Annotated in this window: 14 protein-coding genes and 1 pseudogene; 3 read left to right on the top strand and 12 right to left on the bottom strand. The window is 63.0% G+C overall.

The features are described from left to right. The first annotated feature begins 75 nt into the window (after positions 1-75). A complete protein-coding gene (locus J2W94_RS10260; RefSeq protein WP_310092858.1) occupies positions 76-2,355 on the top strand; it encodes a TonB-dependent receptor in 2,280 nt (759 codons plus the stop codon). A gap of 40 nt (positions 2,356-2,395) precedes the next feature. Here J2W94_RS10260 and J2W94_RS10255 read toward each other — a convergent pair whose 3' ends face one another. From J2W94_RS10255 to J2W94_RS10245, 3 genes are all read right to left on the bottom strand, one after another. Beyond that, positions 2,396-3,379, bottom strand: coding sequence for an NAD-dependent epimerase/dehydratase family protein (locus tag J2W94_RS10255; protein WP_310092856.1), 984 nt, complete (start codon positions 3,377-3,379; stop codon positions 2,396-2,398). 63 nt (positions 3,380-3,442) lie between these two features. Continuing rightward, positions 3,443-4,591, bottom strand: a complete 1,149-nt coding sequence (locus tag J2W94_RS10250) for a glycoside hydrolase family 18 protein (protein ID WP_310092853.1) — start codon at positions 4,589-4,591, stop codon at positions 3,443-3,445. Between the two features lie 129 nt (positions 4,592-4,720). Next, a complete protein-coding gene (locus tag J2W94_RS10245) occupies positions 4,721-5,500 on the bottom strand; it encodes a rhomboid family intramembrane serine protease (RefSeq protein WP_310092851.1) in 780 nt (259 codons plus the stop codon). Positions 5,501-5,845: 345 nt separating this feature from the next. On the opposite strand from J2W94_RS10245, the gene J2W94_RS10240 reads away from it, so the two are divergent. Next, the gene (locus J2W94_RS10240; protein ID WP_310092848.1) at positions 5,846-7,012 is read left to right on the top strand and encodes a class I SAM-dependent rRNA methyltransferase; all 1,167 of its coding nucleotides are present in this window, start codon (positions 5,846-5,848) and stop codon (positions 7,010-7,012) included. 122 nt (positions 7,013-7,134) lie between these two features. Here J2W94_RS10240 and J2W94_RS10235 read toward each other — a convergent pair whose 3' ends face one another. The 8 genes and pseudogenes from J2W94_RS10235 to J2W94_RS10200 form a co-directional block, all read right to left on the bottom strand. Continuing rightward, positions 7,135-8,556 carry an amino acid permease gene (locus J2W94_RS10235; protein WP_310092847.1) on the bottom strand — a complete coding sequence of 474 codons (1,422 nt, stop codon included), beginning with the start codon at positions 8,554-8,556 and terminating at the stop codon, positions 7,135-7,137. Positions 8,557-8,635: 79 nt separating this feature from the next. After that, positions 8,636-9,112, bottom strand: a complete 477-nt coding sequence (locus J2W94_RS10230; protein WP_310092845.1) for a group II truncated hemoglobin — start codon at positions 9,110-9,112, stop codon at positions 8,636-8,638. A 9-nt stretch (positions 9,113-9,121) separates the two neighbouring features. Further along, the gene (locus tag J2W94_RS10225) at positions 9,122-9,517 is read right to left on the bottom strand and encodes a YciI family protein (RefSeq protein ID WP_310092843.1); all 396 of its coding nucleotides are present in this window, start codon (positions 9,515-9,517) and stop codon (positions 9,122-9,124) included. Positions 9,518-9,578: 61 nt separating this feature from the next. Next, the gene (locus J2W94_RS10220) at positions 9,579-9,938 is read right to left on the bottom strand and encodes an ADP-ribosylation/crystallin J1 (protein WP_310093689.1); all 360 of its coding nucleotides are present in this window, start codon (positions 9,936-9,938) and stop codon (positions 9,579-9,581) included. 36 nt (positions 9,939-9,974) lie between these two features. Further along, positions 9,975-10,175, bottom strand: a pseudogene (locus J2W94_RS10215) (DUF3658 domain-containing protein); the annotation flags it as partial. Positions 10,176-10,226: 51 nt separating this feature from the next. Continuing rightward, complete coding sequence (locus J2W94_RS10210; RefSeq protein WP_310092841.1) at positions 10,227-10,544, bottom strand: hypothetical protein; 318 nt, start codon at positions 10,542-10,544, stop codon at positions 10,227-10,229. Between the two features lie 119 nt (positions 10,545-10,663). After that, positions 10,664-11,056, bottom strand: coding sequence for a DUF6714 family protein (locus J2W94_RS10205; protein WP_310092839.1), 393 nt, complete (start codon positions 11,054-11,056; stop codon positions 10,664-10,666). A 350-nt stretch (positions 11,057-11,406) separates the two neighbouring features. Beyond that, complete coding sequence (locus J2W94_RS10200; protein ID WP_310092837.1) at positions 11,407-11,658, bottom strand: Imm32 family immunity protein; 252 nt, start codon at positions 11,656-11,658, stop codon at positions 11,407-11,409. A gap of 126 nt (positions 11,659-11,784) precedes the next feature. On the opposite strand from J2W94_RS10200, the gene J2W94_RS10195 reads away from it, so the two are divergent. Beyond that, entirely contained in the window at positions 11,785-13,128 is a 1,344-nt protein-coding gene (locus J2W94_RS10195; protein ID WP_310092835.1) for a DNA recombination protein RmuC, read from the top strand. Between the two features lie 455 nt (positions 13,129-13,583). Here the strand turns inward: J2W94_RS10195 and J2W94_RS10190 are convergent, their stop codons facing one another. Beyond that, a complete protein-coding gene (locus J2W94_RS10190) occupies positions 13,584-14,624 on the bottom strand; it encodes an MlaA family lipoprotein (RefSeq protein WP_310092832.1) in 1,041 nt (346 codons plus the stop codon). Between the last annotated feature and the right edge of the window lie 10 nt (positions 14,625-14,634).

Genomic DNA, 14,634 nt, shown 5'->3' with positions numbered 1-14,634 from the left:
GCCCCGCTAGTTGCTGTCCTGCAACATGCGCGTGCTAGACGCCCGCCCTTCTTCCACCACCCTTCGGAAGCCACCATGTCCTCGAACCGTTCTTCGTCCGTGCGTCCGCACCGACTTGCCCTCGCCATTGCCGCCTTGTTGCCGTTCGGCAGCGCCCTCGCCCAGGAAGCCGCGCCCGCCGCGCCTACGCAAAGCGAAGCCACCACGCTGGACGCGGTCGAAGTCACCGCGCAGCGCCGCGTCGAGAACATCCAGGATGTGCCCGTGTCCATCAGCACCGTCAGCGGCGAGCAGCTGGACGTGCTGGCTTCGGGCGGCACCGACATCCGCTTCCTGTCCGGACGCGTGCCCAGCCTCAATATCGAATCCTCCTTCGGTCGCGCCTTCCCGCGCTTCTATATCCGCGGTTACGGCAACACCGACTTCCGCCTCAACACCTCGCAACCGGTGTCGTTGGTGTACGACGACGTGGTCCAGGAAAACCCCATCCTGAAGGGCTTCCCCTTGTTCGATCTGGAACAGGTCGAAGTGCTGCGCGGGCCGCAGGGTTCGCTGTTCGGCCGCAACACGCCAGCGGGCGTGGTCAAGTTCGAGTCCGCCAAGCCATCGCAGGAAACCACGGGTTACGCCAAGGTCGGCTACGGCAGCGACAACATGTGGAATGTGGAAGGCGCCATGGGCGGGGCGTTGAGCGAACGTTGGTCGGCGCGCGCCTCACTGCTGTACCAGCGCCGCGACGATTGGGTGGAAAACACCTATCCGGGTCCGAACGATGGCTACGAAGGCTATGACGAGTCCGCCGGCCGCGTGCAGTTCCTCTACGAAGGCGACACCTTCGAAGCGCTGCTCAACGCGCATGCCCGCAAATTGAACGGCACCGCGCGCCTGTTCCGCGCCAACATCATCGAGCCGGGCACCAACAACCTGGTCGATGGCTTCGATGTGGACAAGGTGTCGCAGGACGGCCTGAACTACTCCGAACTCGAATCGCAGGGCGCCAGCGCGCGACTGCGCTGGGATCTGGGCGACTACAACCTGTACTCGATCACCGGCTACGAAAGCGTCGAGACGATCAACCGCGGCGACATCGACGGCGGTTCCGGGCCTTACTTCACCCCGGAACTTCCGTTCGCATCGGAAACGGCCGACGGCATCCCCGACCATTCGCAGTGGACGCAGGAATTCCGCATCGAGTCCGATTACGCCGGTAAGGTCAACTGGCAGGCGGGTTTGTTCTACTTCAAGGAAGACTACAAGGTCGAAAGCTTCAGCTACGACACGACGGCCGGCAGCGTGCAGGACGGTTACGAACGCATCCGCCAGACCAACGACGCCTGGGCGGTGTTCGGCGCGGTGACCTGGCAGGCGACCGACAAGCTCGAACTGCGCGGCGGCCTGCGTTACACCGTGGATGAGAAGGAGCTGACCGTCGAGGATTACTGGAACACCGGTTTCGTGCCGTGCGTACTGCAGGGCAAGTGCACGCTGGCGCAACTGGCGGCATTGGAACCGGACGGCGACCTGTCGGCTTCGCCTGAAGACAAGAAGGTCAGCTGGGACCTGTCGGCCACCTACGCGGTCAACGAAGACGTGAACGTCTATGCGCGCGCGGCCACTGGTTTTCGCGGCAGCAGCATCCAGGCCGCCGGCGCCTTCAATGCCAAGTCGGTGGCCGACCCGGAGACGGTGACGTCGTTCGAAACCGGAGTGAAGGCCGATCTGTTCGACAAGCGCGCGCGCCTCAGCGCCGGGGTCTTCTTCTACAAGATCAAGGACCAGCAGCTCACCGCCGTCGGCGGCGCCGCCAATGCCAACATCCTGCTCAATGCCGACGAGTCGGTGGGCAAGGGCTTCGAGCTGGACCTGCAGGCCTACGTCACCGACAACCTGCTGGTCACGCTGGGCAGCAGCTACAACGACACGGAGATCAAGGATGCCGATCTGGCGGTCGCCGTCTGCGCGGCCTGCACCGTGACCGATCCGCTGAATGCCGGCGGTCTTGCGCTCATCGACGGCAACTCGCTGCCGCAGGCGCCCAAGTGGGTGCACAACATGACCGCGCGCTGGGCCATGCCGGTGGGCGAGGGCGGCGAGTTCTACGTGTTCACCGACTGGGCCTACCGCAGCGAAGTGAACTTCTTCCTCTACGATTCGATCGAGTTCACCGGCAAGTCCTCGCTCGAAGGCGGCCTGCGCGTCGGCTACAACTGGAACCAGGGCGACTACGGCGTGGCGTTGTTCGGCCGCAACATCACCGACCAGACCCGCATCGTCGGCGGCATCGACTTCAACAACCTCACCGGCTTCATCAACGAGCCGCGCACGGTGGGCGTGGAGTTCAACGCCAAGTTCTGACCGGCAACACCGCGGCCTGTCCCGAGAGGGGACAGGCCGCTCATTCCACCGGGTAGGGCCCGTCCTCGAAACTCCGCTCGTGATAGCCCTTCGCGCCGACTTCGACGGCGAGCGGGCTGCGCGGATCTTCGCCGGTGCGCAGGCACTCCAAGATGCGGGCGAAATCGTAGTTCGGTTTCCATCCCAGCGCCTGCCGCGCGGCGGCGTTGACGTACACGCGCTCGATACCCGCGAACATGCGCCAGCCGCGGCGCGCGTACTCGGCTTCGTAATCGGGAAAATACCGCGCCACCACGGACGGCGCGTCGTCGTGCAGTTGTTGCAGATCCTCACGACCGAAAGGCGTGGTCGCGCTGATGATGAAGCGGCCGAAACCTATCCCGGCCGCACGCTCCATCGCGCACAGATGCGCGTCGACCACGTCCTGCGGGTCCGCGCGTCGATACAGGAACTCGTTGGCCTTGATGTTGGCGTCGGCGAAGCTCTCGCGCACCTGCCTGCGGTCGTCGGTCTCCGGAAAGAAGCGCGCAACGCGCAGCACCACGCAAGGCAGCCGTTCGTTGCGGTGGAACAGCTGGCACAGGTTCTCGGCCGCGATCTTGGTCGCCCCGTAAATATTCTTCGGCACCGGCACCACGTCTTCGGTGATCCAGGCCGAAGGCGCGCCCGGCGGCGGCACCAACGCGTCGCCATACAGGCTGGTGGTGCTGGTGAACACGAAAGCGCCCACGCCGTTGCGCTTGGCCGCTTCCAACAAATTGAGCGTCCCGGTGATGTTGGTGTCAACGAAGTCCTGGCGCGTGTGCGTGGCCACGTGCGGCTTGTGCAGCGTGGCCGAATGCAGCACCGCGCCGATGCCGCGCATGCATCGGTCGACGAAATCGCGGTCGGCGATGGAACCGACGAAATCGGTATGCGAAGAGGACGCGATGTCGATGCCGACGGCTTCGCGGCCTTGCGCGCGCAACGTGCGCATCAGCCCTTCGCCCAGGTGTCCCGCACTGCCGGTGACCAGTATCCGCATGCCGCGCGCCGCCGTCGGAAAACGGCGATTATAGTCGTGCCTCCTACGCTTTCCTGCGTATTGCTACGGCGCTTTGCGCAGGGCCGCGTGGACCACGTCCAGCAATTGCTCGTCCGGATCGGTGCGCTGCTCCCAGTACATCACGCCGCCCAGGCCGCGTTCGCGCACGAAATCCGCCTTGGCCCGCAACGCCTGCGGGTCTTCGTAACTGATCAGGCGTTTATCTTTTTCGTTCCACAGCCAGGCCGCTTGCGCCTGTTCGTCCCAGAGACGGACGAACCCGCCCTTGTCCAGGTGATCGCGGGCGATTTGCTGCCAAGTGACGAAACCGCCTTCGCTGGCGAAGGGCTGGTGCAGCCCCTGCTGCGCGTCGGTCACCTTGCCGAACACGCGACCATAGAACGCCAGGCCTACGTTGAGCTTGCGCGGCGGAGTGCCGGCTTTCAGGAACTCGTCCACCGCCTGCTCGGTTGTGCGGCTGCCCGCCGCCGCCGTGCGCGAACGGTACAACGACGCGTGATGTCCCGTGGTCGGGGTGAGACTGCCGTAGAAGTCGTAGGTCATGAGGTTGATCCAGTCCAGCACCTCGGAGATGCGGGCGATCTCCAAGCCGCGCGCGGCCTCGCCGTCGGCTGCAGCGATGGTCAGCAGATAGCGGCGGCCGCCTTCGCTTGCTCCCAGTACGTCGAGCTTGGCGCGTATCGCCTGCAGCAGCAGGGTGAAGTTCTGCTTGTCCTCCGGGCGATGGCTGATGCCCGGTCCCGGATGGGCCGGATACTCCCAATCGATGTCCAACCCATCCAGGTCGTGCTTGCGCACCAGCGCCAACGCGGTGTCGGCGAAACGTGCGCGCGAGACGTCGGTCAGTGCGGCTTCGGAAAAATTCCCCGCGCCCCAGCCGCCGATCGACAGCAGCACTTTCAGGTCCGGATTCGTTTCGCGCAAAGCCACCAGTCCGTCCAGCGAACGGGCGGCGGTTTCGTGCGGCAGAAAAACCTCGTGCGCCGGATTAACTTGCGCGAAAGCGAAGTTGACGACGTCCAGCTTGTCCGCGCTGATCTTCGGCAGCGTGGGGCCATCCGCGACATAGCCGATGATGCGGTAGTCGCGCGCAGCGTCTTTCGCATAGACGGGACCGTGGACGAATGCTGCGGCCAAAGCCAGGCCGGTCGTCAAGCGGACGATGTATCTGTACAAGGCTTCCATTTTCATACCTGCGCCGGTCGCAAGGGCCAACTATAACGGCGCGATGTTCGGCAGGGAGCCAAGGCATGATCGGAACGATCGTCGGACAAGCGCAGGACAGAACGTGACCGAATGCTTGTCGTTATGGATGTCCGATCAGGAATGCGGCGGATCGCGCGGAGGAAAGCGTAGGATCACGCCGCGCGAACCTTCGTTCTGGGGCCGCACCCACAGCACCGGCACTTCGCGCGGCGCGGGCGGTTCCAGTTCGTCGTCCAGCGGCGCGAGATTTTCTTCTTCGTCTTCCCAGCTGTAGCGCTTGCGCGGCAAGGCCGGATCCAGTCTGCGGAACAGCAGCGCAGCGACAATGCCGCCCACCGCACCGCCCAGGTGCGATTGCCAGGACACGCCGGGTTCGTGCGGCAACACCGTCAGCAACATGCCGCCGTAGAACAGGAACGCGATCATGCCGGTGGCGATGGCCGGCCGGTCGCGGCGCAGCACGCCCAGCATGAAGATGAGGAACATCAATCCGTGGGTCACGCCGCTGGCGCCGAGGTGGCGCGATCCCGCATCGCCCAGCCACCACGCGCCCAGCCCCGAGCCGAGCCACAGCAGCGGCAACGACCACAAGGTGGCGCGCGGATACACGCTGCCGGCCAGCGTGCCCAGCATCAGCAGGGCCACGCCGTTGGCGGCGATATGTTCCACCGAGCCGTGCAGCAGCGGCGCGGTGAGAATGCCGAGCAAGCCTTGCACGCTGTGCGGGGCGACGGCGAACGGCGCCCAGTCGAAACTGCCCTGCGCCGAATACACCAGGATCAGCGTCAGCACGAAGGCCAGGCTGAGGTTCAGCGCGCGGATCAGGCGGCGGCGGTCGGCCTTGGCCTGCGTTTCGGCGTCGTAGCGCGGATCGTCGGGATGATGCGGGTCCATGCGAAAGGGATGGCGACGGGGTGCGGGAATGCAAGGGTGGGGAGGGTCGGGATGATGAATCCCGTGGCCTGCATGTGCAGGAAAAGTGTGAATGGGCCACCTCTCCCCTCGTGGGAGAGGTCGACGCGCTTGCGCGGCGGGAGAGGGGTGAGCGGAGAGATAGGGCATCAGGTCACCTTTCCCGACCACAGTCGAGTCGCCTGTTGGAAGACCGCAGTCCTCAAGCTCTTCTTCTTCGCTCGCCCCTCATCCGCCCTACGGGCACCTTCTCCCACAAGGGGAGAAGGGAGCCACACCCACCTTCTCTCAGAAGGGAGGTGGGGAACAACAAAGTAGAATATGAGCATGAATACCCCACTCCCCACCGTCCATCTCAAGAACGCCTGGCGTTCCAGCCATCCCTGGATCTTCCAGAAACTGGTAGCCAAGCCCGAACAGAAACCCAAGCCCGGCACCATCGTCGACGTGATCGGCGTGGAGGGCGAATGGATCGGCCGCGGTTTCTACAACGGTCATTCGCGTATCGCTGTGCGCATCCTGGAAACCGACCCCGACGTGCCCGTCGACGCCGGCTGGTTCTCGCGCAAGATCGCCGAAGCGGTTTCCCTGCGCCGTGAGGTACTCAAGCTCGACGAGGTGTCCAACGCCTGGCGCGTGGTGCATGCCGAAGGCGATGGCCTGTCCGGCCTGGTCGTGGACCGCTACGACGATCTGCTGGTGGTCGAATTCTTCAGCGCGGGCATGTTCCGCCATCGCGAGTGGATTTACGAAGCGCTGACCGAACAGTTCCCCGGCGCGCGCTTCTACAGCTTCGCCGAAGAACACGTGCAGAAGCAGGAGTCGTTCGACTTCCGTGGCACCGAACCGCCGGCGCCGGCGATCATCACCGAATACGGCGTGCGCTTCCGCGCCGACCCGGCCGGCGCGCACAAGACCGGCTTCTTCGCCGACCAGCGCGAGAACCGCGAGTGGCTTTCGCACCAGGTCGCCGGCAAACGGGTACTGGATCTTTGCTGCAACACCGGCGGCTTCGGCGTGTACGCGAAAGTGCGCGGCGCCGAGGAAGTCGTCGGTGTGGATATCGATGAGGACGTGATCTCCATCGCCAAAGGCAACGCCAAGCTCAACGACGTGCGTCTGAAATTCGTGCAGGCCGATATCTTTCCGTGGCTGCGCGACGCCGGCAATGCCAAGGATCTGTACGACGTGGTGATCCTGGATCCGGCCAAGATGACCCGCGACCGCGAGCAGGTGATCGCCGCGCTGAAGAAATACCTGGACATGAACAAGCTGGCGCTGGGCGTGGTGAAGCCGGGCGGCCTGTTCGCTACGTTCTCCTGCACCGGCTTGGTCAGCGAGCAGGAATTCCTGGACATGCTGCGCCGCGCGGCCTATTTCTCCGGCCGCACCATCCAGATCCTGAAAGTCTCGGGCGCGGGCGCCGATCACCCGTTCATGGCGCATGTGCAGGAATCGCGGTATTTGAAAGCGGTGTTCTGCCGGGTGTTTTGAAATCCATCACCCGATCCTTGTCATCCCGAGCGTAGCGAGGGATCTGCTTCTGCTCTTGCTCTTCGCCAGGCCTGAAGCCTGAAGCAGATCCCTCACTTCGTTCGGGATGACAAGTAGAGGGATTACGCGTCGCCGCCTTTCGCCAACAGGCTCGCGCGCCGGCCATAAGCCAGATAAGCCACCAGTCCGATCGCGTTCCAGATCAGGAAGTACAGTTGCGTGCGTTGCGGCAGGCTCCAGAACAGGTACAGGCAGCCGAAGATCGCGATCGGTCCCACCACCCATGCCAGCGGCGTGCGGAACACGCGGCGGCGCGACGGATCGCGCTTGCGCAGCACCAGCAGGCACACCGACACGGCGATGAAGGCGGCCAGCGTGCCGGCGTTGGCCAGCGCGGCGATCTCGTCCAGGCGCGCCACGCCGGCCAGCGCGGCGACCAGGATTGCGGTGAACAGGGTGGTGGCGATCGGCGTGCCGGTGCGCTTGCTCACCTTCGACAGCCCGCGCGGCAGCAGGCCGTCGCGCGACATCACGAAGAAGATGCGGCTTTGCCCGTACAGGAACGCCAGCAGCACGGTCGGCAGGGCGATGACGGCAGCGGCGGCGATGATCGTGGCCGCGTTGCCCTGCTGCAGTTCGCGCAGGATCAGCGCCAGCGGTTCGGGGCTGTTGCCGAACACGGTGTAGCTCAACGCACCGACCGCGGCCAGCGCGACGATCATGTAGATCAGGGTGCAGCCGATCATCGAACCGACGATGCCGATGGAAAGGTCGCGTTCCGGGTTCTTGGTTTCTTCGGCGGCGGTGGAGATCGCATCGAATCCGTAGAAGGCGAAGAAGATGATCGCCGCCGCCGCCATCACCCCGCGTTCCACGCCGTCGGCGCCCATCGACTTGGCGAAACCGAACGGCATGAACGGGTCCAGCCGCGCCGCATCGAAGTGCGGCAGCGCGATGGCCACGAAGATCGCCAGCGCGATCACCTTCACCACCACCAGCACCGCATTCAAGGTGGCGCTTTCCCGCGTGCCCGCCATCAGCAGGCCGGCGACCACGAAGACGATGGCCACCGCTGGCAAGTTGATGAATCCGCCAGCGTGCGGTCCGGCGGTCGCCCATAGCGGCAGATCCACGCCTAATCCTTTCAGGAAGCCCACCGCGTAGCCCGACCACCCGACCGCCACCGTGCTCACCACCAGCGAATACTCCAGGATCAGGCTCCAGCCCACGATCCAGGCCAGGGTTTCGCCCAGCACGATGTAGCTGTAGGTGTAGGCGCTGCCGGCGGCCGGCATCATCGTGGCCATTTCCGCATAAGCCAGCGCTGCGCAGGCGCAGACGATGCCGGCGATGGCGAACGAGAGCAGCACGGCGGGGCCGGCCAGGTTGGCGCCGACGCCGATCAGGGTGTAGATGCCGGTGCCGACGATGGCGCCGATGCCCAGTGCGATCAGGTGCGGCCAGCTCAGGGTGGGAACCAGCCGCCGCCCTTCTTCGTGCACGGTCACCTGGTCGATCGATTTGCGCCTGAGCCAAGTCTGCATGCGTGCCCCTGAGTTTCGAAAGGAAAAGGTGGCACATAGTGGCGCATCGGCCGCGGCGATGCGATGTGCGCTGCGGCGATCAGCCGCCGGGCGGCGTGTACGGCCCCTTGACTTCGCCCCAGCCCCAGCGCGGCATCGGCGCGTTCTCTTCCGCCTGCGCACCGTCCTGGGAGTTGAGCACCGCCAGCCGCGATCCCCATTCCAGGTAGCCGACCAGGGCCGAGCGGAATTCCGGATCGTCCGGCAGTCCCAGTTCGTCGGCGGTGTCCAGCAGCAGCGCCACCCAGGCGCGCCGCTGCGGCTGGGTGAGGTGGCGGTTGAGGTGCTGGCGGATCATATGCGGATGCCCGCCATGGCTGGCCGAATACTCCGCCGGGCCGCCCAGCACTTCGGCCAGGAACGCGGCCACGTGCTGCGGGTGTTCGGCATCCATGTGCGCGAAGATCGGCGCCAGGATTTCGTCGTCGTGCACGCGCTCGTAGAAGCGTGCAGTAAGGCGGTTGAGGGCGTCGAGGCTGCCGGCCCATTCGTAGAGGGTGGGGACGGGATTCGTCATCCGTCGATCTCAGGCCGTCGGGGTTTCGTTGGTCACGTTGTAGGCGCTGCCTTTCTGCGGATCTATCGGCCGGATCTCGTAGAACAGGCCGTACTGCATGCACGGGTTCTGCGCGGCCAGTTGCGCGGCTTCATCCAGGCTATGGGCCAGGATGAACCAGTAACCGCCCACGACTTCCTTGGATTCGCCGAAAGGTCCGTCGGTCACCACGCCCTTCTTTTTTGAAACCGTCGCACCGGGCGTATCCAGGCGCTGGCCGGTCTTCATTTTTCCTTCCACGATCAGGCGTTCCAACCAGAGGTAGAACTCGTCGATGGCGACCTGGATGTCCGCGGGCGCGGCGTCCTTGTCCCATTGGCCGCGGGAGAGGACCAGGTATTCGGAGGGTGGGGTTTGTTCGGTCATGGCTTTTCCAGTGAGGTGGCACTGACGCGCAGGTTATGAACGTATTGGGTGAATCCAAATCCTAAGGCTGTCGGGCGCGAAATTCACGGATCACCGCGATCCTGCCAACAATATTGTCGTTAAGAATTTCGAGATCCTCGGCTGGAATCCACCACTCCGTATGATGAGATCCACCCACCTGTTGAATCTGGTACCGACACATAAATGACGAGCGGACACGGAACATGGTCACAGCGCCATAGCCGCTATCTTTGACGTTCCATTTCTCCGCGATCTCCGAAGCATATCTTTCGTTTGTAACCGGATAGAAGATCGGCTGCTCAGGGAGACGAGGCGGCCAGCGAGTGAAGTCGCTTTGCTTCAGAAGCTCCAACTCTTCCGGTCCCACTGGGCGATACAAAATGGTTGTTGTGTCATCCATAACCGCTACCCGCCGAACCTCACTGAATCTCCAATTGCTTGTGTCACCACTTGCTTCTAGATGGCCAGCCCGAATGAGTTCATCGACTCGACTCGCGATAAACCCCGCATCGTCCTCGCTTTCGGGAAAATCCAACTCTTGGTCGGCAAGAGCTTTAGCAATGACCATTGCAACCTTCTGCCAATTGGAATCAATGGAACTAAGAATGAATTGGTCGAGTTCGTTGATTTCAGTCATGTGCTGTCCAGCGTTTGAAATATGTACCGAGAATGCGAGTTAGAGCCCGTCCTACGAGACCTGGGCCGCCAAATGATAAAGCGCATGATGAAGCTCCCAGCCTTCCCAGCCTGGCGAGGCTATTGCTCCATCCATGGTTAGAGGAGACAAATTGAAGCCTTCCTCGACATCCTCGTAGTACAGAGCAATCCCTTTATCTTGCGCGACTACAAACACGTTCTCGATCAAACCAAATCTCTCAATCTTGGCTTCTCGAAGGCCGGTTGATATCCGGGTAAAGTACTGTCTCTGCTCGTCCGAACACCTAGATAACTCCCTTTCAAGGAGAGCTTCTAGTTCCTGGGCTGTAATTGGAATCCACGTATCCATAAGCGGCCTAACAAAGAAATCGATTCGAGAAATGAGGCAGAGCGCAGTAGCGTAGCCCGGGTTTCGCTGTGCTCTACCCGGGCTACGTCACTTGAATGAACTGCCAGGCGCCAGTCAGCTCACGGGTAGTTCGCCCCGGGTGCCCAGTACTCTTCGAGGGCAATCATAGCCGGCTCTTTCCAGACGGACTCGTCCGAAAATGCGAGTTGGTCCAACGTGGCGACAATCGCCGTCTCCTCAGCCGGTGTAAGCGCGCCGAAACGAGGTGGGGTGCGGTCAGGAGGCCTCAGCGAATATAGAAATGCATCTATCGCATTCGACTCCGGACTAGCAATATTGTCCAGGGCGTAACGCAGCAAGTGCGGCAGGTAAAAGCGCCAGGACTCCGCGTCAAGGTGGGAGATGCCCCAGAAATACATCTCAAAGTATTCCGGCGTGATCTGGTCAAGTACGGCGTCGAACGGCGGCACCGGTGCGTGATCGTCGACTGCGTTGCCGCCACGGAGCGACATGGCCGGAACCTCGGGTTCATCGCTCTCTACCCTCGCTACGTCACTCACTTGTCACCTCGACTGGCAACAAGCAGAAATCCGCAGTTCGGCGTGAAGCCGAGAAAGACAGCCAAACAAATCCAAATCGGTCAACTTCGACGACTGTTCGTTTCTCTCCGACCAGGGCGGAAAGACGATCCTGATCATCCCGCGGTAGTTCGCGAGCACAAGACGTCACGGCCACGATTGTGACAAGGACTCCCGGCGCCAGAAGCTTCCCGTGCGCATCAACTGGTTGAGGCGGAAGATCATCAACACTACTCATCAGACACCCATAAAGCTCCTAACGTGGCTTCGGTCCAACTGAATTTTCAGCGCCCACCCGATAGCTCGGAGTTGAACACCGTGAAGTGGGGTGAGCCCTCAAACTCGGGCTGCACATCTGCGAGGTGCACATGGCTGTAAGAATCGCCCATGCGCTCCATACTATCTGCGGCCGAGAGCAAGAAGGCAGCAATCTTCCGTGTCTCATCGGGAGTCGCATTGAGCGTTATTTCCGCAAGTTCGACGGGCACAATGTCCTCAATCGGCAAACCCTGGTCGCTGTATCCGTAAATCTTCATGGATTCTCGTGAGAGCTAACAAGAAATGGGCCTCGGGAATGAGGTGTAACGCAGTATGAAGCGTTATACGAGATGGACAAACGCCCCGGCGCAACCCCTGAGACCGACCCCGCTACACTGTCCCCCATGGATACCAACACCCTTCTGCTGATCCTCCTCGTCCTGGCCGCAGTCGCCGTCGTCCTGCTGGTCTTGCTGCTGCTGCGCCGCCCCGAACAGCGCATGGAGCTGGCCCTGCGCGAGGAACAGCGCAGCGGGCGTAGCGAATTGCGGGAACAGCTGGACAGCCTGTCCAAGCAGCAGGAAACCCGGATCGAAGGCTTCGGCCGCAACCTGACCGAGCTGAGCACCCGCACCGACCAGCGCCTGGACCTGCTGCGCGAAGCCCTGGGCGAAGACGCGCGCAAGGGGCGCCTGGAAAGCAGCGAACAACAACAGCGTTTCAGCGACACCCTCAGCCAGCGCCTCAACGAACTGACCCAGCGCAACGAACTGCGCATCGGCGAACTGCGCGCCACCCTGGAAACGCGGCTCAAGGAACTGCAGGCCGATAACACCGCCAAACTCGAACTCATGCGCCAGACCGTGGACGAAAAACTGCATGCCACCCTGGAAACGCGCCTGACCGAAAGCTTCGGCAACGTCACCGCCATGCTGGCCCAGGTGCACCAGGGCCTGGGCGATATGAACAAACTCGCCGCCGACGTCGGCGGACTGCAGCGCGTGCTCAACAACGTCAAATCGCGCGGCGTGTTCGGCGAAGTGCAGCTGGCCGGCCTACTGGAACAAGTGTTCGCCCCCGACCAGTACGCGGCCAACGTCGCCACCGTGCCCGGCAGCAACGAACGCGTCGAATTCGCCGTGCGCTTCCCCGGCTCGTCAGTCGACTCGGTGGTGTGGCTGCCCATCGACGCCAAATTCCCACGCGAGGATTACGAACGCCTGCTGGACGCCCAGGAAAAAGCCGACGCCGAAGGCGCGCGCGCCGCGGGCGAGGCGCTGGAACGCCGCGTACGTTTGGAAGCGGCGCGGATCCGCGACAAATACGTCTCGCCGCCCAGCACCACCGAATTCGCCATCCTGTTCCTGCCCACCGAAGGCCTGTACGCCGAAGTGCTGCGCCGCCCCGGCCTGGTCGACGCCCTGCAGCGCGACCAGCGCATCGCCGTCGCCGGGCCGACCACCCTGCTCGCCCTGATGACCAGCTTCCACATGGGCTTCCGCACCCTGGCTATCGAAAAGCGTTCCAGCGAAGTGTGGAAAACCCTGGGCGCTGTGAAGACCGAATTCTCCAAGTTCGGCGACGTGCTGGATTCGGTGAAGAGCAAACTGGACCAGGCCAGCACCCAGATCGAGAAGACCGGCGTACGTACGCGCGCCATCGAGCGCAGGCTGCGCGAGGTGGAATCGCTGCCTAGCGAAGGGGAGCCGGGGTTGTTGGGAAGCGAAAGCGAGGATCCGCAGGAATAGCTCAGCAACCCGACGACGTCATCCCAGCGGCTTTCAACAGCGAAGCTGGTCAAGCTGGGACCCATTTTGACGTTGCTGTTGCCTTTGCTTTGCCGCGTCGCCCACCAAGATCAAGATGGATCCCAGCTTGACCAGCTTCGCTGTTGAAAGCCGCTGGGATGACGGCTCTTAAGTAGGTGGACCAGGGCCAGCACCTAGATCGAAAAGACCGGCATGCGTACGCGGGGGATGAAGTGGAATAGCCCAGTTTCACCTCTCCCCTTGTGGGAGAGGTCGACGCGCTTGCGCGGCGGGAGAGGGGAGGAGCGGAGTTAGAGAGCTTCAGATCGGCCGGAGTCCATCAACATCCAGAGCCGCTTGTTTAGGGGCTTGCTGGAGATTGAGGTTTCACGCTTCGCTCGGCCCTCATCCGCCCTTCGGGCACCTTCTCCCGGCGGGAGAAGGGAACAACAGACTCAACCGCCGCCCGGCGTCGGCACGATCACCGGCATCGCGTCCATCGGCACGGTCGGGTTGTCTTCTTCTTCCATCAGATAATCGGGCAGATTATCGTCGTCCGACTTCTTGCGATCGTCGCCGATCTGGTAGTTGCGGCGCTGCAGCCAGGAATCGCGGAACAACGCGTACTCGTCCACCGCGCCTTCGCGCAGCGCGTCGATCGACAGCAGTTGTGCGCGCACGTCGACCAGCTGCAGCCCTTGCAGGAAGAAACGGGTCTTGTCGTTCTCCACTTGGCGGATCGGCGACAGCGGCGCATCGCCGACCAGGCCGAACACGTCGCGGATGGTGCGCGGCCCGAACAACGGCAATTCCACGTAGCGCGAACGCTTCCATCCCCACACGCCCAGGGTCTGGCCGAAATCCTCGTTCTTGCGCGGCAGCTTGGCGTCACTGGCCGGATCGAAGATGCCGCCGATGCCCAGCGTCGAATTGAGCAGGAAACGGCCCAGCGATTGCCCGGCCTGTTTGGGTTTGCCCTGCAGCAGGCTGTTGAGCGCGGTGATCGGCTCGCCCAGGTTGCTGAAGAAATTGCCGACGCCCAGACGCACCGGCCGCGGCACCACTTTCACGTAGCCCCGGGCCAGTGGCCGCGCGATGGTGCGGTCCACCGCGTTGTTGAAGGTATGCACCTTGCGGTTGAACTTTTCCCACGGGTCGTACGACTTCGGCATTTCCACGCCGGGCGGCAGGGTGGGGTCGGCGACCGCGTTGTATTCGTCCTGGCCGTAGATGGCGGTGAAGTCGTCTTCGGCGGCGGTTTCTCCGCCGGTGGAAGTTGCGGCAGGCGTCGCCGTCGCCGCGACTGCATTGGCATCGGCGTTGGTGTCGATGCCGGCGTCGTTAGGCGTGGGCGTTTCGATGGGAGCCGTCTGCGGAGCTTCTCCGACGACAATGGTTTCGGCCGGCGGCGCGGTGGAGGCGGCGGGCTTGGTCGACGCGCAAGCCGATGCCAGCGCAGCGAAGACGACCACAATAGCGATGCGTAACAGGTTCATCCCATTTCCC

Origin of the sequence: Pseudoxanthomonas sacheonensis, assembly GCF_031455975.1 — a bacterium.
Taxonomy (GTDB): Bacteria; Pseudomonadota; Gammaproteobacteria; order Xanthomonadales; family Xanthomonadaceae; genus Pseudoxanthomonas_A; species Pseudoxanthomonas_A sacheonensis_A.
Note: the sequence above shows the minus strand (reverse complement) of the source record. Positions and strands in the feature narration are given on the sequence as shown.